Annotated in this window: 31 protein-coding genes and 1 pseudogene; 8 read left to right on the forward strand and 24 right to left on the reverse strand. The window is 30.0% G+C overall.

Annotation, left to right across the window (positions count from 1 at the left end; translation table 11 throughout):
- Nucleotides 1-94 precede the first annotated feature (94 nt).
- Nucleotides 95-703 carry a YdhK family protein gene (locus C7N41_RS02550; RefSeq protein ID WP_225362846.1) on the reverse strand — a complete coding sequence of 203 codons (609 nt, stop codon included), beginning with the start codon at nucleotides 701-703 and terminating at the stop codon, nucleotides 95-97.
- A gap of 171 nt (nucleotides 704-874) precedes the next feature.
- Here C7N41_RS02550 and C7N41_RS02555 point away from each other — a divergent pair, with 171 nt between their 5' ends.
- Complete coding sequence (locus tag C7N41_RS02555; protein WP_105964178.1) at nucleotides 875-2,155, forward strand: hypothetical protein; 1,281 nt, start codon at nucleotides 875-877, stop codon at nucleotides 2,153-2,155.
- Between the two features lie 37 nt (nucleotides 2,156-2,192).
- On the opposite strand, the gene budA is transcribed toward C7N41_RS02555, so the two are convergent.
- Together budA and C7N41_RS02565 are read right to left on the reverse strand one after the other, a co-directional pair.
- On the reverse strand, nucleotides 2,193-2,906 hold the full coding sequence (budA, locus tag C7N41_RS02560; RefSeq protein WP_105964179.1) for an acetolactate decarboxylase: 714 nt from the start codon (nucleotides 2,904-2,906) through the stop codon (nucleotides 2,193-2,195).
- Between the two features lie 110 nt (nucleotides 2,907-3,016).
- Entirely contained in the window at nucleotides 3,017-3,529 is a 513-nt protein-coding gene (locus tag C7N41_RS02565) for a type 1 glutamine amidotransferase domain-containing protein (protein WP_105964180.1), read from the reverse strand.
- A 153-nt stretch (nucleotides 3,530-3,682) separates the two neighbouring features.
- On the opposite strand from C7N41_RS02565, the gene C7N41_RS02570 reads away from it, so the two are divergent.
- Nucleotides 3,683-4,276, forward strand: a complete 594-nt coding sequence (locus tag C7N41_RS02570; RefSeq protein ID WP_105964181.1) for a DUF3862 domain-containing protein — start codon at nucleotides 3,683-3,685, stop codon at nucleotides 4,274-4,276.
- 31 nt (nucleotides 4,277-4,307) lie between these two features.
- Here C7N41_RS02570 and C7N41_RS02575 read toward each other — a convergent pair whose 3' ends face one another.
- The 4 genes and pseudogenes from C7N41_RS02575 to C7N41_RS02590 all read right to left on the reverse strand — a co-directional run bounded on the left by C7N41_RS02575 (nucleotide 4,308) and on the right by C7N41_RS02590 (nucleotide 7,293).
- The gene (locus C7N41_RS02575) at nucleotides 4,308-4,586 is read right to left on the reverse strand and encodes a hypothetical protein (protein WP_105964182.1); all 279 of its coding nucleotides are present in this window, start codon (nucleotides 4,584-4,586) and stop codon (nucleotides 4,308-4,310) included.
- Between the two features lie 101 nt (nucleotides 4,587-4,687).
- Nucleotides 4,688-5,722 carry an NADH:flavin oxidoreductase/NADH oxidase gene (locus C7N41_RS02580; protein WP_105964183.1) on the reverse strand — a complete coding sequence of 345 codons (1,035 nt, stop codon included), beginning with the start codon at nucleotides 5,720-5,722 and terminating at the stop codon, nucleotides 4,688-4,690.
- A gap of 92 nt (nucleotides 5,723-5,814) precedes the next feature.
- Complete coding sequence (locus C7N41_RS02585; protein WP_105964184.1) at nucleotides 5,815-6,060, reverse strand: hypothetical protein; 246 nt, start codon at nucleotides 6,058-6,060, stop codon at nucleotides 5,815-5,817.
- 13 nt (nucleotides 6,061-6,073) lie between these two features.
- A pseudogene (locus C7N41_RS02590) lies at nucleotides 6,074-7,293 on the reverse strand (multidrug efflux MFS transporter).
- A 111-nt stretch (nucleotides 7,294-7,404) separates the two neighbouring features.
- Between C7N41_RS02590 and C7N41_RS02595 the strand changes: the two are divergent.
- Nucleotides 7,405-8,430: a YdcF family protein gene (locus C7N41_RS02595; protein WP_105964185.1), complete on the forward strand. Its 1,026-nt coding sequence runs from the start codon at nucleotides 7,405-7,407 to the stop codon at nucleotides 8,428-8,430.
- Nucleotides 8,431-8,464: 34 nt separating this feature from the next.
- Here C7N41_RS02595 and C7N41_RS02600 read toward each other — a convergent pair whose 3' ends face one another.
- Nucleotides 8,465-9,130, reverse strand: a complete 666-nt coding sequence (locus C7N41_RS02600) for a type 1 glutamine amidotransferase (RefSeq protein WP_105964439.1) — start codon at nucleotides 9,128-9,130, stop codon at nucleotides 8,465-8,467.
- Between the two features lie 463 nt (nucleotides 9,131-9,593).
- Nucleotides 9,594-9,944, reverse strand: a complete 351-nt coding sequence (locus C7N41_RS02610) for a hypothetical protein (RefSeq protein WP_105964187.1) — start codon at nucleotides 9,942-9,944, stop codon at nucleotides 9,594-9,596.
- A 99-nt stretch (nucleotides 9,945-10,043) separates the two neighbouring features.
- Here C7N41_RS02610 and C7N41_RS02615 point away from each other — a divergent pair, with 99 nt between their 5' ends.
- Nucleotides 10,044-10,772: a CAP domain-containing protein gene (locus tag C7N41_RS02615; RefSeq protein ID WP_105964188.1), complete on the forward strand. Its 729-nt coding sequence runs from the start codon at nucleotides 10,044-10,046 to the stop codon at nucleotides 10,770-10,772.
- A gap of 22 nt (nucleotides 10,773-10,794) precedes the next feature.
- The gene (locus tag C7N41_RS02620) at nucleotides 10,795-11,319 is read left to right on the forward strand and encodes a GNAT family N-acetyltransferase (protein WP_105964189.1); all 525 of its coding nucleotides are present in this window, start codon (nucleotides 10,795-10,797) and stop codon (nucleotides 11,317-11,319) included.
- 16 nt (nucleotides 11,320-11,335) lie between these two features.
- On the opposite strand, the gene C7N41_RS02625 is transcribed toward C7N41_RS02620, so the two are convergent.
- Nucleotides 11,336-11,734 (reverse strand): DUF805 domain-containing protein, encoded by a 399-nt coding sequence (locus C7N41_RS02625; protein ID WP_157944950.1) that lies wholly within the window; start codon nucleotides 11,732-11,734, stop codon nucleotides 11,336-11,338.
- A 13-nt stretch (nucleotides 11,735-11,747) separates the two neighbouring features.
- Nucleotides 11,748-12,203 (reverse strand): DUF805 domain-containing protein, encoded by a 456-nt coding sequence (locus C7N41_RS02630; RefSeq protein WP_105964191.1) that lies wholly within the window; start codon nucleotides 12,201-12,203, stop codon nucleotides 11,748-11,750.
- Between the two features lie 120 nt (nucleotides 12,204-12,323).
- On the opposite strand from C7N41_RS02630, the gene C7N41_RS02635 reads away from it, so the two are divergent.
- From C7N41_RS02635 to C7N41_RS02645, 3 genes are all read left to right on the forward strand, one after another.
- Nucleotides 12,324-12,725, forward strand: a complete 402-nt coding sequence (locus tag C7N41_RS02635; RefSeq protein ID WP_105964192.1) for a TM2 domain-containing protein — start codon at nucleotides 12,324-12,326, stop codon at nucleotides 12,723-12,725.
- A 92-nt stretch (nucleotides 12,726-12,817) separates the two neighbouring features.
- Entirely contained in the window at nucleotides 12,818-13,672 is an 855-nt protein-coding gene (locus C7N41_RS02640) for an SDR family oxidoreductase (RefSeq protein ID WP_105964193.1), read from the forward strand.
- A gap of 19 nt (nucleotides 13,673-13,691) precedes the next feature.
- A complete protein-coding gene (locus C7N41_RS02645; RefSeq protein WP_105964194.1) occupies nucleotides 13,692-14,117 on the forward strand; it encodes an Rrf2 family transcriptional regulator in 426 nt (141 codons plus the stop codon).
- Between the two features lie 50 nt (nucleotides 14,118-14,167).
- Here C7N41_RS02645 and C7N41_RS02650 read toward each other — a convergent pair whose 3' ends face one another.
- The 13 genes from C7N41_RS02650 to C7N41_RS02700 form a co-directional block, all read right to left on the reverse strand.
- Nucleotides 14,168-15,616 carry a sucrose-6-phosphate hydrolase gene (locus tag C7N41_RS02650; RefSeq protein WP_105964195.1) on the reverse strand — a complete coding sequence of 483 codons (1,449 nt, stop codon included), beginning with the start codon at nucleotides 15,614-15,616 and terminating at the stop codon, nucleotides 14,168-14,170.
- A 100-nt stretch (nucleotides 15,617-15,716) separates the two neighbouring features.
- Nucleotides 15,717-16,709 (reverse strand): DUF4097 family beta strand repeat-containing protein, encoded by a 993-nt coding sequence (locus C7N41_RS02655; protein ID WP_105964196.1) that lies wholly within the window; start codon nucleotides 16,707-16,709, stop codon nucleotides 15,717-15,719.
- Nucleotides 16,709-17,278, reverse strand: coding sequence for a DUF1700 domain-containing protein (locus C7N41_RS02660; RefSeq protein ID WP_105964197.1), 570 nt, complete (start codon nucleotides 17,276-17,278; stop codon nucleotides 16,709-16,711). The genes C7N41_RS02655 and C7N41_RS02660 overlap by 1 nt, the downstream gene beginning before the upstream one ends.
- A 2-nt stretch (nucleotides 17,279-17,280) precedes the next feature.
- Entirely contained in the window at nucleotides 17,281-17,589 is a 309-nt protein-coding gene (locus C7N41_RS02665; protein ID WP_105964198.1) for a PadR family transcriptional regulator, read from the reverse strand.
- A gap of 141 nt (nucleotides 17,590-17,730) precedes the next feature.
- Complete coding sequence (locus C7N41_RS07640) at nucleotides 17,731-17,871, reverse strand: hypothetical protein (protein WP_157944951.1); 141 nt, start codon at nucleotides 17,869-17,871, stop codon at nucleotides 17,731-17,733.
- A 576-nt stretch (nucleotides 17,872-18,447) separates the two neighbouring features.
- On the reverse strand, nucleotides 18,448-18,606 hold the full coding sequence (locus C7N41_RS07645; RefSeq protein ID WP_157944952.1) for a hypothetical protein: 159 nt from the start codon (nucleotides 18,604-18,606) through the stop codon (nucleotides 18,448-18,450).
- Nucleotides 18,607-18,730: 124 nt separating this feature from the next.
- Nucleotides 18,731-19,717 (reverse strand): D-alanyl-D-alanine carboxypeptidase family protein, encoded by a 987-nt coding sequence (locus C7N41_RS02670; protein WP_105964199.1) that lies wholly within the window; start codon nucleotides 19,715-19,717, stop codon nucleotides 18,731-18,733.
- 139 nt (nucleotides 19,718-19,856) lie between these two features.
- Nucleotides 19,857-22,382, reverse strand: a complete 2,526-nt coding sequence (locus C7N41_RS02675; protein WP_167390227.1) for a M1 family metallopeptidase — start codon at nucleotides 22,380-22,382, stop codon at nucleotides 19,857-19,859.
- A 135-nt stretch (nucleotides 22,383-22,517) separates the two neighbouring features.
- Complete coding sequence (locus C7N41_RS02680) at nucleotides 22,518-23,483, reverse strand: hypothetical protein (RefSeq protein ID WP_105964200.1); 966 nt, start codon at nucleotides 23,481-23,483, stop codon at nucleotides 22,518-22,520.
- A 22-nt stretch (nucleotides 23,484-23,505) separates the two neighbouring features.
- A complete protein-coding gene (locus C7N41_RS02685) occupies nucleotides 23,506-23,811 on the reverse strand; it encodes a hypothetical protein (protein WP_105964201.1) in 306 nt (101 codons plus the stop codon).
- A gap of 12 nt (nucleotides 23,812-23,823) precedes the next feature.
- Nucleotides 23,824-24,207: a hypothetical protein gene (locus C7N41_RS02690; RefSeq protein ID WP_140925706.1), complete on the reverse strand. Its 384-nt coding sequence runs from the start codon at nucleotides 24,205-24,207 to the stop codon at nucleotides 23,824-23,826.
- A 287-nt stretch (nucleotides 24,208-24,494) separates the two neighbouring features.
- Nucleotides 24,495-24,737 (reverse strand): hypothetical protein, encoded by a 243-nt coding sequence (locus C7N41_RS02695; RefSeq protein WP_105964203.1) that lies wholly within the window; start codon nucleotides 24,735-24,737, stop codon nucleotides 24,495-24,497.
- A 290-nt stretch (nucleotides 24,738-25,027) separates the two neighbouring features.
- Nucleotides 25,028-26,368: a glucose-6-phosphate isomerase gene (locus C7N41_RS02700; RefSeq protein ID WP_105964204.1), complete on the reverse strand. Its 1,341-nt coding sequence runs from the start codon at nucleotides 26,366-26,368 to the stop codon at nucleotides 25,028-25,030.
- Nucleotides 26,369-26,371: the final 3 nt, after the last annotated feature.

Consider the following 26,371-nt stretch of genomic DNA (forward strand, 5'->3'; position numbering starts at 1 on the left):
GACCTTTTTGCTAAAAAATTAAATACATTTGCATAATTTCATTGCAAAACAAAAAGAAGTTTACCTAATAAGATAAACTTCTTTAAAATTATATTTATTCAGATTTTAGTTCTGATTGAACTAACCACTTGTGATTTTTAATATTCATACCTGTTTTTTTATCTTTAAAGTTTACCGTATAAGCAGGTCCCTTATTAACTGAAACAATCTTACCTTTAGCACCTTTCATGCCATACATATGATCAGCTTTTACAGTAACAGCTTTTCCAGCTTTTAATGCACCCTTGGCACTTAATTCACTAGCTACTACCCATTTATGATTTTTTACTTCTTTACTGCCATTAGTAGGTTTAAAGTCTATTTTATATAATTTAGTCTTATATACACCAGCTACAGTGGCTTTGGCATTCTTCATGCCCTTCATATGATCAGCTTTTAGAATGACCTTTTCACCAACATGAAACTTAGCATGGGTATCTTTTTTAAGGCCTTTTGGCATGGCTGAATGCATATTCATGGTTAAACCATCCATTTTCATCATATGCATAGACTTATCTTTTTTATGCATGGCACTCATATTCATTGATGATTTATCAGAGTGATGCATATCTTTGGTCATTGATGCATTTGCACCCACTCCACCAAATAAAGATAAACCTAATGCTGCCATTGAAGTTGTAGCCAATACTTTTGATACTTTCATTATAAAGACTCCTCAAAAAAATGTATTTGGTAAGATATAATCTTACTTGATTAAATATACTAGCACTTGAGTATAAAAATCACTAATCATTTGCTCAAATAATATCAATTAATAGATATCAAACTTTAATTAAGTTATCATGGAGATAAATATTTATAAGGAAGGGTTATTATGAATTTTAAGAAAAATGTTGCAGCAATTCTAACTGGAATTACATTAGCATCAATGCCAGCAATGGCTGTTAGTGCTAACGGAATGCCTAAAAATAGTTCTAATTATTGGAATAAAGTTAGGTACATAAAAGTAAATAAAAATATTTCAGCTGTTCAAAGAAAAGTTAAAAATAATTCTATTCAACCTAAAATTAATAAAAAAATGACCGTTAAAAAAGGTACTGTCTTAGTCGTCGATAGATTAAAAAGCAGTCATAATGAATGGCTTTTATTAGATGGTTTAAAAAACAGTAAAAATTCTGTTTGGTCAACTAATCAAAAGAATACTAATTGGATGAGTAAATATACACCAAAGAAGATTGATAATACAACTAAATTAGTAACCTTAACTAAAAAGATAAACATTACTGAAAAGGCTACTAAGAATCATCAAATTCAAAATAAAACATTGAAAAAATCTAGTCTTAAAAAAGGTTCAGTTGTTTATGTAAGAAGTTTTGGTGGTAATGAATGGCTAGTTTTCGGTAATAATATGCCTAAGACTAGTAAAAATGGTGCTTGGGTAACTAATAACAAAGGTACTAACTGGATGAAAAAGTACACTCCAAAACCAATTAGTAATAAGTATATTGATTTAAATCAAGACGTTTCAATAACTGAAAAAGCGGTCAAAAATAATGTCATTCAAAATAAAAACATTAAAAAAGACACTTTAAAAAGTGGTACAACTATTTTAGTAAAACCATTAAGTAAAAATGAATTCTTAATATTAAGTAGTAATGTACCTAATACTAGCAAAAATGGTGCTTGGATCATTCAAGGACAAAATAACAAATTTAGCGATTCACAAATTCTAAAATCACAATATAATACCACTCCTACAAGTGATATTGGTAGTGATTATACTGATGCATATTTCCAAAGTAATATTGGAAACAAAGATAAAACAATTGCAACGGCTGGACAAAAAGTACAAGCCAAAAAAGTTGATGACAATAATGCATTAATTAAAGTTGATGGTAATGAATATCCAATGCCAATTAGCAAAGATATACAATTACCAACTAGAAACAACGTTTATGCTTCTCAAAAAAGTAATATTGTATTTTCATTATATGCACCAAATGACTCAAATGCGGTAGCATTAAGTAGTTACACACCACAAAATGGTGATCAATGGCGTCAAATGTCCAACGATGGAAAACTAAAAGTATTTGAATACTTAGCCAAAGATAATGGTTGGCTACATGTTGGCGATATTAATACAAATAATAAATAAAATAAAAAAGCTTAGGAATAACCTAAGCTTTTTTATTTTATTCAGCTTCACCAATTGCTCCAGCAATGTCATCTTTTGAAAAATCATGTTTCATAAACTCTTCATCGTTAACTGGTAATTGTTGTTCTAAATGATCTAATACTTGAGCTGAAACTTCGCCATTATTAGTTGAAAAGTCTAACAAATGACCACCCATTGATAAATCATCAGCAATAAAATGTAGATGAAAGCCACCTACCGCCGAACCATTAAATAATTGTGGAGAATAATATCCCATAACAGTTCCAGTTACATTTTCACCATTAAATTCATGTTGCTTATGAGCACAATCCACTAAAGTTGGATATGGTTTTTCTTGTTTGTAAACTGATCTAGTTTTAATTTTATCAAAAGTGCCATGCAGTTTAATTGAGAAGAAAGTATTTTGCCAATCTTTCATCCCCATAACTTTTTCTTCTAACTTATCAGGAGTCATTGTGGATTCAATATCAAATAATTTTTTATAATCAGCAAAGTGAACGTCAGCAAATGGAACCGTAAAATTACCATCTAATTTATTCACACTACCATGACCATCAATTTGATATGGAGTACCATCTTTAATGACTAATTCACCATCAAGGCCATCACCAGTGCCAATTCCAGTATCACCATGTTTTAATAAGTCACTTAATTTTAGGGTTCCTTTAAATAATCCTGGAACTAGTAATGCTAAAGTCCCATATTGATACAAATTATTTGTTTTAACCATTTTAGAAAACTTCTTTCTATCTTAAGTTATTAATATATTATAGTACATATAATCCATATGGCAGTAAAAAAAGCTCCACCCATAATGGATAGAACCCTTTTGTCTAAATATTATTTTAGTAATTGCAAGCTTTCACGATTGAAGTCTTCCAAATCATCAGGAGTACGACTTGTAACTAATTTGTGTTTACTATCAACCACAACTGGTGCATTTAATACTTCAGCTCCAGCATAGAACAAGTCATATCTGATGGTTGTGTAAGCTGTTAATTTCAATTCATTAGTTAATCCAGTTTGAATAAAGAATTGAGGACCATGGCAAATAGCAAATACAGGCTTATTAGCCATTAAGAATTCTTTAACAAAGTTAACGTAACGAGCATCAACACGTAAAGCATCAGGAGAGCCACCACCTGGTAGCAATAGAGCATCATAACTATCAAAATCAGCATCATCAATTGAAACATCAACTTTTTGAACATCACCATGTTCACCGTGAATTTCATTACCAGCTTTTGCTTCAATAATGTATACACTGTGACCAGCATCTTCCAAAGCCTTTTTAGGTGAAGTTAATTCTGAATCTTCATATCCGCTTGTAACAACAGCAGCAATCTTACTCATATTAAAATTCCTCCTCTATTCATGTGATCATTTACATGCTACATAAGAATTAATCATGATACAAGTAAAAGAACTTATTCAAAGTAAATAATTGATATCGGCTTGGAAAGTCTATTATAATAAGGTTATACAATATACGGAGGAATTAAAATAATGAAAAAATTATTAAAAATTACATTGGCAACATTTGCTTGTCTATTTATTTTAAGTGCATGTGGTAAACAACAATCAAATGAAAATAAGAAGCCACTTCAAGTACCATCATTATCTAGTGCTTTTGATACAAGTGGTATTTCACTCCAAAAATATGACAACATTAAGGTTTCTAGCAATCAATTAAAAGGTGGCAGTTCTAAAGAGAGTCTTATGAAAACTTTAGGTAAGCCATATCATACTTCAGACACTAAATTAACTAATAATCAAAATGCTAAAGAATATACTTGGCAATTAGGTAATGATGCCAAAATTAAATACATTTTTGCAATCGTTTATAAAGATAAAATTCTAAGTAAAGGATATCAACAAAATACATCATCTAAATTAGTTAAAAAGGAAACCATTAAGGACTTAAAAAATGGTACTTCTTATAATGAAGTAATAAATAAGTTAGGCAGTCCACTTGCAGAACAAATATCGGACGGTGTACAGTTCTTAACTTATCAAAATGATAAAAATGGCAATGCTGTGAACTTAACATTCAAAAATAGTAATTTAGATAATAAGAAATTTACCACATTAAATGGATAATCAAAAAAGCCACTTTTCATAAAGTGGCTTTTTAAATATCAATATATTTATCAAGTTGTAATGATTGAAGTTCTTCAAATAATTCATCAGTACTCATTTTATTCAAGGTAGTCATAAATTCATCATCATAATTATCCATTAAATCGTCAAAATATTTTTTGACCTGTTTAGGATCCATATTACGATAAAGTCTAACCTTATCTTTAGGGTTTCTTAAATCATAATGATAATTAGCATAAAACTTCTTTATGTACCATGCACCTTTGATTTTAGCTTGATATGTTTTAATTCTTTCATCTGTCCAATACATGTCCTTTCACCCTCTTTAAATCTATTATATATAAAAAGCTTCATAAAGTGAAAGATAAGACAAAAAAGACACCTAAAATAGTAAATTTTAGGTGTCTTTTATTAGTCTTGGCCACGACTATATGAATCATTAAATTCCTTAAAGTTTTTATCATGTAAATATTTAGCAGCATCAGATAACCAATTAGTATTACGTAAAAGTGCACGTCCTTCCATAATCAAATCAGCTTGGTTGTTTTGCAAAATATATTCACATAATCCAGGATTATCTAAAAGCCCAACCGTTGAAACTGGAATGTTAACCGCCTGTTTCATTGCAGTTGCGAATTTAGTTTGATAACCATCATGTACTGGAAAATCAGGACTGGCATCAGTTAAGCCACCAGTTGAAGCATCGATTAAATCAATTCCTGATGCTTCTAGCCAGCGACCAATTTGTTGCCAATCAGACATTGTATTTTGTGTGCCGGTTGTATCATAATCACTCAATGACAATCTAATCCAAATTGGGCCATTATAATTAGCCTTAACAGCTTCAATAACTTCACGAACAATACGGTAACGTTTTTCTAAACTACCACCATATTCATCATCACGTTTATTTGCAACTGCTGATAAAAATTGATGTAATAAATATCCATGTGCTCCATGAATTTCCACCATATCGACGCCTGCATTAGCTGCTCTTTTAGCTGCTGTACCAAAATTTTGCACAATTTGTTTAATTTGACTAATTGTTAATTCATTGGGAGTACGATAATGACTACTAAATTCAAATGAACTAGGTGCAACTGGATAATTAGCGTCACTAGCTTTACGTCCAGCATGGTTTAATTGAATTCCAATTTTACTACCTAAATAGTGAATCGAACTAACTAACGATTTCAATTTGTCTGCTTGTTGATCATTCCACAATCCCAAATCATTTTTAGTAATACGTCCATCCGGTTCAACGGCTGTTGATTCAGTAATAATCAATCCGACTTGACTAATGGCACGCATTCCATAATGTGCAAAATGAAATGGCGTTAAGATACCATCTTCATTCTTCACTTCGTACATACACATTGGTGACATAACCACTCGATTTTTTAAATTTAATCCACCAACATTAGCTTTAGATAATAATAAAGACATATTATTTTATCCCTCCGTTTAGCTTACTTAATGTTAGTAACACTAGCACGCTAATTTTTAAATGTAAAATAAAAACACTCGATTAACGAGTGTTAAGATAGTGATTTCATAGCATTCATAAAACAATGCATTGAGCAATCAATCTCACCTTTAATAATTTTGATCTTATTATCAACATGGGTTTGATTAATATTATCACTTTGCTTTAAATAGCTAACCAAATTATCAATGTCTGAAATCACATTACTTTTTTCATTAGTGTTATCAAAAGCATTTATTAAATGTGAACGGGTTCTTTTTAAATTTAATAATGTTTGATCAATACTGTCCTTTTCCATATAAACACCCCTCTTAATCTCCATCATTTTTAATTGATCGCAAATTCTTTCTAACTAAGAATAAATTAATTGCTGCCAAAATAGTTGTCGCAATAAATACACCACGATAGCCACCAATTAATACAACTGCTGATCCAATCATTGGTCCTGAAACATTGCCGGCAGCTTGAAAACTTTGATTCCAACTAAATACCTGACTAATTCTTTTTTTAGGACTATATTTAGCTAACATTGCTTGAACAGTTGGCAATAAAGCGGCATCTGAAATACCAATTAAGAAACGAGTTGCTCCTAGTTGCCAAACATTTGTACAAAACTAGTTAAAAAGAAAATTAAAATAGAAAATAATATGCCAAATTTTAAAATTTGATGCGACCCAATTCGATCACCTAATTTACCAAAAAATGGTGCAATTGAAATCATTGCCACTCCATTTAAAGCTTGAATAATTCCTGCGACTAACGCAATGTTCGTTGAATTAGGATCCAGTTGTTTTACATATAAACTAAGAATTGGTGAAATCGAATTATTGGTAGCTTGAATAAACAATGTAGTTAAAAACATTCCAAATAAAATTTGTGCCGTTGGAATCCCACTTAAGAAATGTGGTTGCTTTTCGCCCTTTTCATGAACAACTGGCGTAAAATTCTCATGAACAAAAAAGACACTAAGGAAGAATGCAATCAACATCGCAACTCCAGTAATTAAAAAGGTATACCGATATCCAAATACATCGGCTATTAAACCACCAATCATTGGACCTATCAATGTTCCCGATACATTACCAGTCGATAATTTACCAGATGCATGCCCAATTTTGTTTTTAGGAGTTTCGGCAGCTACTAATGCATTGGCATTACTAATAAAACCAGAAAAGACTCCTTGTAGTAAACGCAAAATAATCAGTTGCCAAGCACTTGTTACTAAACTCATACAACCAATCACAACTGCCATTCCAAATGAAGCCCTTAGTAACATCGGCTTACGTCCGTATTTATCGGCTAAATATCCCCAAAGTGGCGATACAATCATCTTAACAATAAATGGTGCAGCAAAGGCTAATCCACTATAGATTGAAGTTTCAGTCGCATTATAATGACCCAGTTGTCCGATAAATAATGCAATGAATGGACTAATACAGCTAAAGCCAATCCCCGCTACGAAGGTTCCAAACCATAAAACGTTTAAGTTTTGTTTCCAATTAACAGTTTTCGAACCCAATGTAACATTCATCTCCTTTATTTTTATGATACTTATAAATAAAGAATTATAACACCAATAAATTGAATGAAAAAGTTATTGGTATCAAATAATATAGGTTAAAATTATATTAGGAGGATACATATGATTTATATATTATTGTTAACTTTATTATTATCAATTGTTTTATCCATAATTTCATATAAATTAAATAAAACTAGTATCATGAATGGATTGTTTATTCTATCATCTATTTTTGCCATTGTAGCTAACTTAGGTTACTTAACATTTAATATACATATCCAATTGATCCATATTCCAGCAATGATTGTTTTTGCAATCATAAGTTCGTTACTTTTATTAGTCTACCTAGTTTATACAATGATACTAATATTTGATGGAATTGTAGTTTGGTATTATGAAACTCATCATTTGGCAAATATCTTTAGCTTAATATTGGGATTAATAATGATAGTGTACCCAATTGTTAATCACTTTATTATTCAAATTTTTCCTAATCCTTTTGATATAATCATCGAAAGAATCATTGAATTTGGTTTATTTTATATTGTTAGTTCATTTATTGCTTTTTGCATTGCAGTCATTCTATGCAATTTAAATCGACCAACATTAAATCAAGATTATATAATCATTTTAGGTGCTGGTTTAGTGCATGGTGATGAGGTTGGTCCCATTTTAGCTGCCAGAATTAATAAAGCAATTAATATTTATTGGCAACAAATCGAAAAAACCAATAAACATCCCTTCATAATTTGTTCGGGTGGTCAAGGTCATGATGAAACTGTTTCTGAAGGTTTTGCAATGTGTGAATATGCAAATCAACACGGTATAAATGAAGCTGATGTAACTGCAGAAGAACATTCAATTAATACAATGACCAATTTTAAAAAATCAAAAGAAATAATTGAACGTAAACATTTAAAAATTGATAGAGGCATTTTTGTATCAAGTAATTATCATGTTTATCGCGCTAATCGATATGCTAAAATAGTTGGTCTACCAATTAATGGTATCGGATCAAAAACTAAAATTACATCCTTATCGCATAGTATTTTACGTGAATATTTTGCAATTATCTTGAATCACAAACGCTTAAATTTATTAATTGGATTATTAATTGTGGTAATAACAATTATTTTATATATGTAAAAAGGTTCTATCATTCAAGATAGAACCTTTTTTATTATTGATTTATATAATCTAATAGTTGATACATAATCTTTTTATTTTCTTTAGGCACTGGATAGTTAATAATATCAGCAGCACTTTGATTTAAAGCATTATCACAAGCATACTCGCCATCATTAACGACAATTTCTCTTAAATCTGTTTGCATAGGTTCAAAATGAAATTGTAAGCCCATAATATGATGGTTAATTACAAAGCCTTGATTTTTCAATAAATCACTAGAAAATAATAATTTAGCTTGGTTAGGAACTTCAAACATTTCACCATGCCAATGTAACGCCATTAATTTTTTAGGAAAATTATCTATTATGTTAGCTTTCAAATATACAGGTGCCCAGCCCACTTCTTTCACTGGCGAAGGAGCAATCCGATAACCTAATGCTTTAGCTATTTGTTGTGACCCAAAACAAGCCCCATAAATTGGGATATCTTTATCAATTGCTTCATGAATTAATTTACGTTCTGCCTTAATCCAGTCGTCATCATCATTAGCACTCATTGGACCACCTAATATCACTAACATGTCGGTTTCATTGATATTAGGTAATTTATAAAATTCATTAGGATGATAAATATACATATCATGTCCATGATCTTCCGCCCATGAACGAATAGTGCCAGGTCCTTCATTAGATGCATGTTGTAAAACATTAATGCGCATAATTTCACCGTCTTTCAAATTTAATATTATAAAGCTAGTTAATAAAATTCTATAAGAAGTAAATAACAAACTATGGCTATTGCATAAATAATAGCATAGACTTTCTGCTCATTATGAGATAAGCATACATAACAATTTGATGATTGAAAATTTAACTGTATTAAACACAATCTAAATACTAAAAAAGCAACTAACGCATTTAGCAATAAACCTTTATCGTGAAGTAAGGCCATTATTGTGATTAATAAAAGTGTAAAAGCATTTATTAAAATAACTTTTAATATTGTATGTTTCATATTTAGAATTCCTTTGTTTAACGTCACAGTGAGTGACCATTTATATTAAATTACAAAATTGATTGTCGGAATTCCATTAAAATGAACAGAAAAATAAAGAAGATAATTGAAAACAAACTTTTTTAATTTATTTAGCATTCAAATATCTCCTTTATAAAATTAATTTATTATTTAATAATCTTCAACCAACGGGTATTATCTGGTTTGAACATAACCCATAGTTGCTTAGCAGTTTTGTGATTTAGTTTTAAAACCCAAGTAAAATTACTACCAGCACTGGTTAATTTAACAATTTGTCCTTTATGTAAAGTAATCTTTTTGTCTACTTTAATATGATTACATTCAGGGATTCCGGTAATTTTAACACGATCAACTGTTACTGGTTTAGTAACTTTAACCGTTCTAAAATGATACCAATACTTGGACATTTGACTAGGGTTAGATTTTGCTGAGGTAGTCGTTCCAACGAAAATTAACAAAGATAATGATAATAAAAATGATAACAATAACTTTTTCATTGCAAATATCCTCCTCAAAAATATTTAACATACTTTTATTTTAGCACGATTTTAAAATGGTATATAATAAAGGAAACTCTTTTCAAAGAAGGTTTATGTATGAAGAAAAAACTAACACTATTTTTAATATTAGTACCTGCATTCATAATATTTTTTCAAAATAATAATATAATTAAGGCTGATTCAAACCCCAACATTTATAAAATTACAGATACTAATAAAAACTCTATTGCCAATATAAATACTTCTGAAAAGATTAATATTTATACTAAAGATTTTAAAAATAAGAATAAAACTGACACCTTAAAAAAAGTAATGACAGGTAAACAATATCACGTAAAAATTAACGGTGTTAACAAAGTATATCAAGCGGTTTATCGAAGAAGAAAATTATTGGGGTATGTTTGGCATGGATTTTTAAATATTGATTCTGATCGAACATTTTCTTATCAAGCTTCTAAAAATTTTAGAAAATTAATTAATACTTATCGTAATGAAAATGGCATTAACAAATTAAAAGTCAGCCATAAATTGAATCATAAGGCCAATATAATTGCCAAAAACATTGATAAAGATTTTTTACCCAAGAATACTAATAATCAAATAGTGTATTATACAAATTACCAAGAAACATATATGCCAACTTCATTTAGCTATTTAGCATTTAAAAAATTAGTCTACTTTGATCAGAATGAAAATAATCAAAGTTATAATACTCTAAAAAATATTGATAATGAACATATTGGTGTATCAGCAATTAAAAGTCCATTACGTTTAGGAAATCATAATCAACTTAATAACTATTATTTAGTTATTTTATTACAATAGTAAAAAATAGGAGGAATTTGAGATGTCATTCAAACTACGGGCCTTAGAAAAAAGTGATTTAACAAGCATCCATCAATTGTTTAATGATCCTTTTAACATGCAATTTTGGTTTGAAGAACCATACTTACCAATGGAAAAATTAGAAGACCGTTTTAATCATAGTCTAAATGATAATTCCATTCGTAGTTTTGCGGTTAGTTATAATGAAAATTTTGCGGGAATTGTTGAATTAATCGACATTGATTTAAGACATCGTCATGCTGAAATTCAAATTATTATTGATAGTGAATTTAGAGGCTTGAAATTAGCCCAAAAAGCCTTTGCAGAATGCCTTAAATATGCATTTGAAACTCTTAACTTACACAAAGTTTACTTATATGTAGATGTAGATAATGCTCCGGCAGTAAAAGTTTATCAAAAATTGGGCTTTAAAACTGAAGGTACTCTAAAAGAACAATATTTTGCTAATGGCAGTTATCATGATTGTGCCATCATGTCAGTATTTAAAAAAGATTACAAAAAAGATGAGTTAAAAAACTCATCTTAAACATATTAGCTGACATTTAATTGTCAGCTTTTTTTGTTGATTTAAATAAGAAATATAAATTAAATAGATGTGCTATTTTACCAACATAAGAAATAATTTTTACATCTTTAAGTAATATATTTCCAATTAACATCAATACCAGAATTATTAAAAAATAATAAACTGGTGTTCCACTGTCACGATAACGGCGCACCATTAATGATATTTCTGGGATTAAAGAAATAATTATAAATCCTATAATTAATTTAACAAAAGTTAAAATTATAATATTATTTATATTATTTACCATATTAGCTAAAAGCATAAATAAAATAATTAAACCAATATTGATAATTTGTGGAATAAAAAAGTCTTTTATATTAGTTTTATCCTTATAATTGAAAATATTTTTCCAAAATTTAAAATATGCATTCAATATTTATTATCTCCTATAGTTCTTTTTTACTAGGTAAAATTGTGATAACAAAGTTAGCAATAGTCAATAAGGCAAAAATAATGTATGCAATAACGACAAATAAATTATTGTTAATATTAAATTGTATTAGTACAAGCATAAAATATGGTAATACAACTGTAAGTAATAACCACCATGGTGAAATTCCTGTATCACGATAACGTCTTATTAATAAACTGATACCAGGAATAAGAATAACCAAACCATAAAAGGATGGAAACATAAATAAAATTATACCGTACCATAGCATTGCAAAATTACTAGTATTAGCAACATATCCTAAAATTAGACCAATTCCAATAATTACAAAAATAAATTCAATAATAAAATTAATTAATCTTACCCACCAATATTCAGCACGAGAACTCTTCCCACTGAAATTAACATAATTCATAAAAAATAATTTATAAGCTTCCCACATTCCGACCATAAAAGGTCCTCCTTTAAAATAAGTATGTATTGTTTTTTATATTAATAGATTAAATTAGTAAAATCAAACATATAAAAGAATTGTGGTATAATTTTTGTAATATTACCTAGGAGGTTTATTATGAACGATTTAGATCAACTAGAAGCGGAAATTTTAAAAGAAGAACAACGTCTTTCACCTGAACAACAAAATATGGTAGACAATAGTGCTGATGCAAATAAAGCAAATCCAATTATTGCATGGGTGCTATGGTGGTTTTTAGGAGAATTTGGTGCTCACAGATTTTACTTACATCGCAATAACGCATTAGCTATGTTGATAATTGATGTTACTGGATGGATTTTATCAATTATCTTAATTGGTCTCCCTATTATATTATTCATCAGAATTTGGTGGATAATTGATGCCTTTTCTATCCAAGCATGGTTACGCGAAGATTATTTATTAAAAAAGAAACAAGCTATTGATATGATTAATAGTAATGATAATTCCACTTTTGACGGACAGTTCACTGCTAAATAACTAGAATGCAATTAATGTTGCATTCTTTTTTATTGAAATCATTTATGCAACCTGTTACTTTATAAGTAACATATCAAAAGGAGTCTTTAATTATGAAATACGCAATTACAATGGTTACTGGAAAATTCGGCAAAGCCGCTATTAATTATTTAATGAACTTAGTAGATCACAAAGATATTATTGCTTTGGCTAGAAATGTAGATAAAGCTAAAAAAGAACTACCTGAAGATATTAAAGTCCGTCCTGGAGATTATACTAATAAAGATCAACTAGTTGAATCACTAAAAGATGTGGATAAATTATTATTTATTTCATCACAACCTGGTGGAGAAGTTTCTCGTTTACAACAACACAAAAATGTTGTCAATGCCGCTAAAAAAGCTGATGTAAAATATATCGCATACACTAGTTTTCCTCATGCTGATAAAGCTGATAACTTCCTATCAAAAGACCATACTGCAACAGAACTATATATCAAAGAAATGGGCATTGATCGTTCATTCTTAAGAAACAATTGGTACTTAGAAAACGAATTAGCTACTTTAAAAGCTGCTAATAATGGTGGTACTTTTGTATATGCTGCAGGTAATGGCAAAGTTGGTTGGGCATTAGAAAAAGAATATGCTGAAAGTGCCGTTAAAGTACTAACTATGGATAAGCCTAAGGAAATATATGAATTTGCTGGTCAAAGTAGAAGTTACGCTGAATTATCCAATGCTTTAAAGAAAGTTGCCGCTAATGATTTTGTAGTTAAAGAAGTAAGTCTAGATGAATATGAAGAAGGCATGCAAAAAGCAGATTTACCTGCAGCAGTAGCTAAAGTGGTTACTGATATTCAAGCACTAATTAAAGATGGCGAATTACAAGAAAATACTAATGATTTGCCAGATGTGCTTGGGCATCCCCTAACATCAATTGAAGATGCTTTAAGAGAAGCATTGCAATAAAAATGGATGGTGATATTGCATGAAATACTCACATAAATTGAGCGATGCTATCCATGTTCTAACTTATATTGGAATATCGAATAGTAGTACTGACCTTTCTAGTCGTGCGATTGCCAGCAGTATTGATTCTAATCCCAGTTTAGTCAGACGTTTAATGGCTACTTTAAGTAATGCTGGTTTAATAAATAGTACTCCTGGAAAAATAAGCTTAGAACTTAGTCGTCCAGCTAAAGACATTAGTTTACTAGATGTTTATAATGCTATTGAAGAACCTAAATTATTACATGTAGATCCTAAAACTAATTTAAATTGTATCGTAGGTGCTAATATTCAAAAAACGTTGACTCATGCTTACGACAAAGTACAACAAACAGCTGAACAAGAAATGAATAATATTAACATTCAGGAAATTGTTGATGGTATTTTAGAAGAAAATAAAAAATAGTTTGTATAAAAAAAGATTCCTGTACTCAAAAGTACAAGAATCTTTTTTATTTAAGCATTGATACCAATATTAGATAATTTATTTACAGATACATTATCTAAATTGTTAAATTTAAGATTTAAGTGTTTACCATCATGGAAGAATGTTCCAGTCATTGTTCTTTGACCATCGTTAATATAAATTTCAAAGACTGTGTTATCAAAATAAATTGCACAATCTTGTAATCTAGATGAGCCAAGTAAAACATTGCGGCTTTCTGCATCTTCACCGATATTTTTACGAGTTAAGTTTAATTTATGTGAATCCTTATCAAAAGATAGTTTTAGATAACTGTCATCAGAATTAATCAACATTTCATTATCTTTGCCATCTTCGACATCAAATTTAATTAGACTTTGTTTATCTAATTGCATACCATTTTCAACATTATCTTTTTCACCAATTAATGAATCATTTTCTTTAACTGGGGTTTGAATTAATCGGCCATCTTTAATGTGTAGTTCACGTACCATTGTTAATGCACCTTCCCAGCCCTCATTATCTGAAAGGTATTTCGTATCTGGTAAACCAATCCATGCTGATTCTAGTAGTCTACCATCTGGTGCATTAAATAATTGAGTAGCATAGAAATCAAAGCCTTCATCAACTTGATGCATTGCTGATGGATTAATTAATTTCATATTTTCCCAATCAAAATCATCAGCAGTGATATAAGCATTAGGATGAACATTATCATAACTAAATTTAGTATCATCAGCACCTTGTGGACAGAAAATTAAGACAACTTTTCCATCAACAAAACCTAAATTAGGACATTCAGCCATATAGCCTAAATTATCATGACCTAAATCCATCACTTTATAAAATTCCCAACCTTTATCAACATGCTTAGAACGATAAGTTAGGATTTCACCTTCATTGTCAATATTTTGTGCACCCAAAATAGCATAGTAATAATCACCATGTTTTAAAATTTGTGGGTCTCTAAAGTGACCAGTAATCGCAGCTGGTGCATTATCAATTAATGGTTCTGATAATTTTTCAATATTATTATCTTTATCCATCCAGGCACCATCTTGATATGGATGACGACGATATTCATCATCATCTTCAAAGACGTTTCCTGTATACATTAAGAATAACTTGTCATCAACATTAATTGCACTACCGGAATAGCAACCATGACGATCATAATAACGATCTGGAACCATTGGTTTATTAGTATTTTCCCAATTAACTAAATCGTCAGAAACCATATGAGTCCAACTCTTTAATCCATGCACTCCACCATATGGAAATGCTTGGAAAAATAAATGCCATTGATTATTAAAATATGAAAAACCATTAGGATCATTTAACAAACCAGTTTCGGTTTGAATATGGTAACCTAAACGCCAATTTGATTTTGCAATTTTAGCTTTCAAATCGGTTAGTACTTTAGGATCCCAATCTTTGTATAATCGATCTAATCTTTCCATTGTCCAATATTTTTTGTCCATAATAATGACCTCACTTTATTAAAAATGAATCTAAAATATTCACTAACTAAATTCTAACAAAGTGAGGTCATATTAGCTTTTATTTTGACTGATACAAGAATTAATTAATTGTGATATCACCATCGGAACTGGTAAAGTTATAAACCTTATTAGATTGTGGATGATTTAAACTAGAATCGATATTGTTATCACCATCCGAAGTATTAGAAACAATTCTAGCATTATCATTACTGTAAACATCCCCATCAATATCACCGTCAGAAGAATCCGCTCTTAAGCTATGTTTGATATCTTGATGGTCAAAACTAATATCACCATCGGAACTAGATAAGCTTAAAGCATGCCAACTGTTATGCCCTAAGTTCAAGTCACCATCGGAACTTTCTAATTTGCTAAAGCCATTGTGAATTATATTATCACTCATTGAAACATCTCCGTCATTACTAGAAGCATTTAATGAATCAAATTCATTTCCATGAAGAGAAACGTCTCCATCAGCACTAGACAAGTCACTATGACCTTTATCAAATTTACTGTTAGCAATATAAACATCATCATCACCGGATTCTGCTTTAATGCTACCAGCATGAATATTTTTAGCATTAACACCACCATCTATATTAATGCCATTAGTAATATTCAAGCCATCAATACTAAAATCACTTAAATCATTTTTAGCCAAAAGTGATGACAATTGAGTGCCTTTTTTAACATAAATAGTAATTGAAGAATTATTATGATCTAAATATCCAATTCTTAATAACTTAGATAAAACAGATGTATTTTTATTTTTAATATTTAACTGACCATTGGCAATTGAATAATCTAAATTTTGCTTTTTGGATAATTTTGCTTCAATTTTAGATTCATTGCCACTCTTAATGGTAACCGGCATCCCCATTGAACCAGCATTGGAGATATCCATATTGATTGAATTAAAATTACCTAATTTTTTGGAAACTGTATGCGTTATTTTATTATTAGGATTATTTTGTCCATTAGGCAATTGAAAATCATTTTTGGCAAAACCAATTATAAATAATATAAATCCTATGATTATAACTACACCTGATATTTGCATAATTCTCTTCATTATTTATCACCCTTTCTTTTGCCAATTTTTCCATAAGCCCATATAAATAATTTCTTAATTCCGGTAATTGTTTTGGCAGAAATCCAGAACAAACCACAAAATAGAATAGTTGAAACAGAGATTGCTACTAGACCAGCACCTATAAACATTAAGATAGTTTGTAAATCAAATCTCAAACCACCAATAATAAAGGCAATTCCTGAAAGAAATACTGATAACAACACTGCAAATATTGAGATAAAAATAACTAGTGGCATGATAACAAAGAAAACAAAGAACATAACTGCTAATGGAATCGTAATTGGCGTCGAACATATGCCTAATATTACTAACCAAATCGTTTTCATATTTTCACGTGACTTTTTACTATCTTTATTCCTTTTAATTGATTGTTCAGCCATAATCTTTCTCGTTAAAAATTTAGGCGTACCCAAATCATTAACACAATCTTCATAAGTACTAAATGGACCATCAGTTAAGTAATCAGTATAGAATTCTAATGCACTTTCAGCATCTTCACTGTTATATTTTGACAAATATTTACGCAATTCTTCTAAATATTGATCCATTTCTATTCATCCCCCATTAATTTATTAATATTATTTTGAAATTCTTTCCAGTTAAAGATGATTTGCTTTAGTTCATTCTTACCATCATCAGTGATTTTATAGTATCTACGGTTTCGACCTTGATAAGGAGAATCATAAACAGTAACTAATCCTTGTTTTTTTAGTCTACGCATAACTGGATAAATAGTAGAACTGGATACAGAAATACTTTCTTGAATTTTTTGTGTTAAAGCATATCCATAATAATCATCATTGCTCAAAACACCTAGTACACACCCATCTAATAACTCAGTTGTTACTTTAAGTGCCATTAATTAACACCTTCTTTTTATGTATTATTTAATATTATATTCAATATAATATATTATACATAACGATATGATTTTTTCAATAATTACGTTTATAACAATTAAAAAAGGTGTCGCTCGTATATCACGAACGACACCTTTCATTTAAGTTGGGGGTAATTCTACTTTAATAGAATCAGTAATGTAATTATTCAATGAGTTGATAAATACATTACCCTTACCATCCTTGTAAACTCCCAGCGGTAGAGCATGTTTATTTGAATTTAAGTTTAAATTTTTAATCATATTAATCATCCCCTAATAACGTAACCCATCAACAATTAGGTTAACGCTTTAGACGATCACGTCTTTTCATCATCACTTTTGAAAAGATTGATACACTTTTAATTTCAGAATTAAAATATAGATTTATTGTAACCATTTTAATCATCTCCATAAATAATTATCTAATGCAAGATGGCTTTCGTTTATCTAAACACCCATTTGCAGTTTTAGCATTATTGAAGATATTATATTTAAATTTTTTAAAAGAGGTTAATTTGCTAGCAATCATGTTAAACATCTCCTAATTTAAGCAATTTAATAAAATTAATTAACGCTTTCGTTTATCCAAACGTTTATTAGTATCTTGAATAACAGTTAGAGCACTACCTTTTAAATTAAATTTATTCATTTTCATGATTACCATCTCCGAAACTAAATTATTATTTTATTGCTTTAGTCGGTTTAATCGACGATTAGAGATATTAATATAAAACACGCTACCTTTCTCGTCTTTGACTGAGAAATTCTTATAATTTAAAATTGAAAACTCACTTACTGAACCTGTTGTCATATTAAACATCTCCTTTAATTAAATAATTAGTTTGCGGAACGCTTCAACTTATCCAATCGATTGGTAGAGACAATAATATAATTAAAAACATTCCTCATATCTTGTTTGTAAATACCAGTAGGCAATTTAAATTTGTCAGATACTAAGTGCAATAAGTCTAAATGATTTTTCTTATTCTTAATCATATTTATCTCCTCCTAACGATTAAGATTATCCTCATAATACTATCATTATTTTTTAATGCAATAGTTATGCTTAATTTTTTTATAAAAAAAGAGCTGATTTATTATCAGCTCTTAATCATAAATTTTATTGGGCCATCGCAGGCGTTCTATTACTAGTTCTTTGTCTATTGGTATCAGTTTGATTGAAGTATGGTGAGTACTTATAAATAGCCTTATACATCTTGGATTGACTGTAAGCACTGAAGCGATCATTTAAGGTAACAATAATTACTCGATCTTTTCCAGGTAATTGGCTAGTGCTTACTAAAGTATTACCAGCTAGTGGTGTGTAACCAGTTTTTAATCCATCAACGTGTAATTCTGGATAGTATCTCAAACCACCCTTCAATAATTCGTTAGTATTATGCATCAATTGACCGTTTTGTTTAGCTCGATAAAGTTTGGATGTATTTACAACATCTGGATATATTTTCAAAACATTTGAGGCAATGATACCTAATGCTTTAGCACTAACTTTGTTATAAGCATAGTATCCACCATATCTAACTCCATAGCCATATAGATCTGAATTTTCTAGACCCGATGCTGACACGAAAGTAGCTTGACGACCTAGTCCCCAGTCTCTAGCTTGATGGTTCATTTTTTTAATAAAATTAGTATTAGAACCGGCAACCCATTGACCTAAAGCAATTGCCGAACTATTAGAAGAAGCAATTACCGTTGCACGATACAAATTATAAACCGTATATTTCTTACCAGCGGTTAATTTATAACTACCTAAAGAACGATTTTGACTCATTCTAGCAAGATTATTAGGCATGGTAATCTTTTGATTCCAACCATTTCTTGTACTTTGTGCCTTTTGAATTGCTAAATATAAAGTCATTAATTTAGCAGTTGAAGCTACTGGCATACGCTTATAAGCATTTTTACGATAAAAAACATGTCCATCGTTCATGTCAAATGCATATGCAGCCTTTGCCGTTTTCGCATTATCATTCATTTGAGCATTATAAGAACTAGCACTGGCAGTAACACCATTAGCAGTAGCTCCTAAAGTTACCAAACTCAATGTAACTAATACTGTTTTTTTCATCCATTTAAACTTCATTAATATTACACCTCTCCAAAATCAATACTAACTACATAGTACTATTTTTAAAGGGGGAATGCGTTTACAAATTGTTACATTTAGATTATGAGATGATTAACAAAAAAAGCACTGATATATTACCAGTACTTTTGAAATATTATTCAGCTAATTTATCGTTAACTGCTTGTTTTTCAGCTTCAACTAAATCAACACGAGTATCAATGGCTTTGGTATCCATCTTAATTTCACGAGTCAATCCTGGATTATCCACCTTAGGGCCAAAGAATTCAGTAAATTCGTCAAAACGAGTACGAGTATGGAAAATACCTGCAGTAACAGTAATAAATGATGCAAATTCCATGTCACCACCAACAGTATCTTCTAACCATTGCCATTCATTACGAATCCAATCCCAGGCAAATTGTTGGCCATCATTATTAGCAAGAACTCCTCTAAACCATGAACGTAAGTCTTGAGGCTTAATTGTATTGCTATCTTCAAAGTTAGCAACAATGATTGCCAATAATTTGGGATCTTTGGTTGAAGTTAGTGCTGCCGCAATATCAGACTTGTAACTTGGATCAGCTGTATGACGATAGTCATCTAATAAATCTTCAAACAAGTCCATATCATTAAAGTTTCTAATCTCATTAGATAATATCAATACACGAGTATCAGCTGGTAAACCAATTAGATTATCTTTATTATCTTCAAAGATTGCATGGGCTTTATCCATGGTATCTTCATTCTCAGAATATAGTGATGCATGCAAAATCAATGGACGAGTTAATTGATCATCATTAGATTCGCCATCTTTACTATCCCATCCTAAACGTTGAACTTGATCAACACTTAATTGGTTCATAAAGTGTTTTAAGTTCTTTTCTTCTTTGGATGCTGGTTTAACAAATTTTCTTAAGTTAAATGCTAAACGATATAATGCATCGTTTACTACATTAGAATGACTATCAGCAAATTTAGATAGTACTGGAATAACTGATGCATATGAAATTTGACGACTTTCAGCTAATAAACGTAAGTCTTGTAAAATTTGCATCTTATCAATTGAACTTAATTCATCAGAGTGATCTAAAATATCGTTCAATAATGATTCGTCATATTTGACGATGAAATGAGAATTATTGCCGACATTAATACGGAAAGGTTTACCATTCTTTTGACGTAATTCATCATAATCACCTAAATCTACATGATTATCTTTGAAGATTTCAGGATCTTCATCATAATTACCATTTAATGGAATTTGCCAGATACGGCCTTTATCTTCACCTTCACCAATGAAGAATTGTTTTTGCGTTAATTTCAAATGACCATCATCAACCATTGCTGAAACAACTGGATAGCCAGGTTGTTCTAACCATGAGTTCATAATATTTGCTAAATCAATGCCTGATGCAGCACCTAATGCATCCCACAAATCATTACCAGTAGCATTATTATATTTATGTGCAGCAAAGTAATTCTTTAATCCAGTTCTTAATGCATCATCACCGATTAAAGCTCTAACCATAACAAGCATCCGAGCACCTTTAGCATAAACAATAGCTGGATCAAATAATGCATCGATTTCTGCAGGATGGTTAACTTGAACGTGAACTGATTGAACACCATCAATCGCATCACGTTGTAAAGCAGCGGGTGCTTCTGAGGTTTGGAAAGTTTCCCAAATGTGCCAATCAGGTTCCAATGCATCAACTGATACATATTCCATCATGTTGGCAAAACTTTCATTTAACCATAGGTCATCCCACCATCTCATTGTTACTAAATCACCAAACCATTGATGAGCTAGTTCATGAGTAATAACAGTAGCAACTAATTGCTTAGTTGATAATGAAGTATTATCTGGATCAATTAGTAACAAAGCTTCACGATAGGTTACTAAGCCCCAGTTTTCCATTGCACCAGCTGAAAAGTCAGGTAGTGCTAATTGCCATGAATGTGGTAGTGGATATGGAGTTTGATAGAAATCTTCATAAAATTCAATTGCACGTTTAGCAATGTTTAATGCGAAGTCTAATTCATTTGATTTATGAGCTTTAGTTGCAAAAACACCAACTTTAACCCCACTCTTAGTTTCAGTCATTTTACTTTGCATGTCACCAAAGGCAAATGCAACCAAGTAAGTTGACATACGAACAGTTTCATCAAAGTAGTGAACACCATCTTCAACTCTGTTTTCAGGCATGTTAGCAATGGCCATTTCACCTGGTTTTTCATCAAATTTAATGGCTAAATTAAATTTAGCTTTAGCTTCAGGTTCATCAACACATGGAAATGCTTGACGGGCAAAATTAGTTTCAAATTGAGTGCCTACTAATTCTTTTCTTTCACCATTAACCTCATAGTATGAAGGATAAATTCCCATCATTGAGTCAGTTAAAGCAGCAGTATATTCGATTGAAAATTCAACTGCTCCAGCTCCTGGTAATTCAATGTTAATCATTTCATTATCATCATCAACATCATAAGCTAAGTCATCAGCATCTGCTTTTACAGCATTTACCTTTAAGCCTTTTTGATGAACCGAAATATTTTTATCAGAAGCGTTCCCTTGAATCGTTGTTTTACCAGAAATAGTCTTTTCTTCACGATTAATATCTAAATAGATATCGTAATGTTCTGGTTGGAATCGACTATATAATCTTTTAATTTGTTCCATAGTGCCCTCCTAATTTGATTTTTTAATCTTATTTTAATGTTATTTTAATTATATACTATTTCATAGCTCTAAGCTATTAATTGTATTGTATAAGATGTATTTATGGAATGCTATTAATTTGAATACAATATATTTTTAATATAATATCTTGTTGTTCTTGATCCAGCGATTACCATTATAATAGAATTTATTTTTTGACCCTATCCACTTCATCCCCTTATATAGAAATAAACGTGAACCTTTTGGTGTCAATATTTTATTATATTCTGTAGGATCAAAGTTGGACTGAATTGTTTTACCTCCTAGCATAGTATTATAAGTACCGATCTCGTTGCTGGAATCTAAATAATATATTTTATTACTATGATTGAGTTTAGCCAGATAATTTCCCTTATTTTTTTTAATATAAACAATTCTTTTTGTCTTACTAGGAATTTCTAATGCGGGCTTTTTGGCTTCTTTAAGATCATTGGTAAGTTGAGCCAGCTCTTTAGCTTCTGGATCACCATCTTCATAGTCACCCAAAGTTTCATCTTCATTATCATATTTTTTCATAGATTTTAATGTAGGAAACAATAAGATAGAACTACCAAAATTACCACTGACTGCACTATTATTAAATTGACCACGATACCAAATTTTATCATTAAAATCGCTTATTTTGGCTTGCTTATAATGTACTTCTTTAACCGGTAAATTATATTTGTGATCATTAAGTAATTGGATTCTAGGCACTCCATGAATTTTTGCATACATTTCAGTTTGATGATGCATATCAGTGCTATTACTATCAGGTTTGTGAGTTAAAACCGTAAAGGTGTTAAATAGTGCAGTTACATAAACTTTACTGCCAGACTTTAAAGTTTGTTTTTTAATAACTTTTCTTTGCCAAGCATTATCGGCATCTTTGTAGTCTTTAATCCAGTCAACTTTCATTGGAGCAGTTAGTTGAACATGACGCCAATTTTCCCAATAAAAATTCATCATAGTTGGAATGTCACTTTTCATAATCTTACTTTTATGATTGGCTGACACTGACATTGTGGGTAATATCAACAATATTAATGTAAACATACTGATTAATAATTTCTTATTTCTCATAATTTTCCTTCTTTATTTAAATTTACATACAACCTGGAGATCCTACCATTGCCATAAGAACTAGGTAAAAAAATAGCATCGCAATTCCCTGCCCTGCTAAAAATTTACGATAAAAGGGAGTCTCTACATTTTTATTTAAAGCATCATGTATAATATAGGAACCAATTAAATACATATTTGCGATTAACCAAATAATAGACATCGTCGTTCCAATAAATTCACTAGTATCGTATAAGAAACCTAGTTGGATTAATAATTCAACAATAATTGACCATGATATTAATGTTCCAATAATGGTTTCCAAATTTTCATTATTAATTCTATACATAAATTTTCATCTCTAAGTCTTTTTATAAATTTTTAAATCCTGAACTTTAAACTTTCCATTGACTGACTTAACTTTAATATCAGCATCTTTATTATTTACACTAAATGCTCCAATAACAGCCTTATTATAATATTCTATTTCGCCATTTATTTTGGCTTTAAAAATTTTATGACTAGCTAAATATTTTTTAGTATATGTATCTTTTACTGCAGATCTATCTACATTGCTAGAATTAAGTTCTTGATTAACAGTTGATTCAGCTTGATATTGAACAATTTGAAATGACCCAACAACGTAAATTACACAAGATGCAAACAAAGTACAAATAAGTAATAAAGTTCCTAACGCAACATGATGGCCTTTATATAAAAAGCCAACCATTAAAAATAGAAACAATAATACAATTGTTACACATGAAACAAATATAATATAACTAATACTTACCACCTTCTTTTAGTATTATATTAGTTTACCTGGAAATGTTGGTCAAAATTTTATATGTTAAATTATGTATATATTAATTGAACATTGGAGGATAAATTTATTCATAAAATAACTGGAATTCTTGATATCATTATTGCAGTAGCAATGATATTTGCAGCCCCTTTTACACTGATGTTAGGCATGTCATTTTATAATGTACAAATTGTTAATATTATATTTATTGTAGGTTGCATTATATTTTATATAGTTACGTTAATACTATTAATAATGAATATCATCTTATTTATCAAAGCTAAGAAATATAACATAAATATGTTAAGCATTTTATTAGGCATATGTGGTAGTTTTATACCAAGTATTATTTTAATTATGTATTTGAACTTACCTGATAATGATGATGGAATCTTTTTATATAAAGTATTAGTTTTAGGTGTAATATCAGCAATTGGTTTATCAATCGCTGCTTCTTCCATTCTTGCCAAAAAATAAATAATCCTTAAGTTTCATTTAAGGTACTACTGATATATTAATAACAATCCAAACAAGGAAGAAGGTAGTACAATATGACTAAAACTTTAATTAAGAATGAACAGTTTAATATCAATAAAAATCATAAATACAAAATAGACTTAAAGGTTAATCAGAATTGGAACGCCGCTTCTTTAAATTGGATTTATAAATAACCTCAAATGGTCAAAATATTCCCCTAAAATAAATATACTATACAAAAAAGGCACTTAGAACAGAGATTCTAAGTGCCTTTTTGTATAAATTACATGTCTTTTTCAATTTTATTTTTTAAATCTTCATAACCAGGTTTACCTAGTAATGCGAACATATTACTCTTATAATCTTCTACTCCTGGTTGGTTAAATGGATTAATCCCATTCAAATATCCAGAAACAGCAATCGCAAATTCAAAGAAGTAAATTAGTTCACCTAAACTATATTCACTTTGATCTTTTAAGTTCACAACCATGTTAGGAACGCCACCATTAGTATGGGCAATGATAACACTTTGAAAGGCTTTATCATTAACGTAGTTCATGGATTTTCCTTCAAGATATTGAATTCCATCATTATTGTTACCAGTAACTGGAATCTTAATATCTGATTGAGGTTCCTCAATTCTAACCACTGTTTCCATTAAGTTACGCATCCCTTGTTGAATGTATTGACCTAATGAATGCAAATCAGTTGAAAAGTTAGCTGAACTTGGATAAATTCCCTTATTACTCTTACCTTCAGTTTCACCAGCCAATTGTTTCCACCATTCAGCTAAGAAACGTAAGTTAGGTTCATAGTTTTCCAAAATTTCATTAGTATAACCTTTGCGATAAAGGATATTACGATAAGCGGCATATTGTAATGCTCCATTATCTTCTAATGAAGTATCCATATAATGCTTTTGTGCATCTGCTGCACCTTTCATCAATTGATCAATGTCAGCACCGGAAGCGGCAATTGGTAATAAACCAACCGCTGAAAGAACTGAATAACGACCACCAATTCCATTTGGAATTACAAATGATTCATAGTTATTTTCATTAACTTCTTGTCTTAATGCCCCATTTTTAGCATCAGTAGTTACATAAATACGTTGATTAGCTTCATCTTTACCATATTTATTAATCAATAGTTGTCTAAAAATTCTAAAAGCAATAGATGGTTCAGTCGTAGTTCCTGATTTAGAAATAACATTAACTGAGAAATCTTTATCCCCAATTAATTTAATTAAATCATTAACATAGGATCCACTAATTGAATTTCCCGCAAAAACCACTTTTGGATATTTATTACTATCTGCTGATTCATAGAAATTGTCATGAAGAAAATCAAGCGCCATTTTGGCACCTAAGTATGAACCGCCAATTCCAATCACAACTAAAATTTTAGAATCTGATTGAATCTTGTTAGCCGCCTGCTTAATTCGACTAAACTCTTCTTTATCATAATCAATGGGTAAAGTCATCCATTGACGCATTTCACTTTCGACACCAGTACCATTTAATAACTCATCACGAGCGGTATTAAGCATTGGTTTAATTTCTTTTAATTCGTTTTCATCTACAAATTGTTTTAGTGCGGATGTATCAAATTTAATATTCGTCATCAT

It is taken from the genome of Apilactobacillus micheneri (genome assembly GCF_002993975.1).
In the GTDB taxonomy this organism is placed as follows: domain Bacteria; phylum Bacillota; class Bacilli; order Lactobacillales; family Lactobacillaceae; genus Apilactobacillus; species Apilactobacillus micheneri.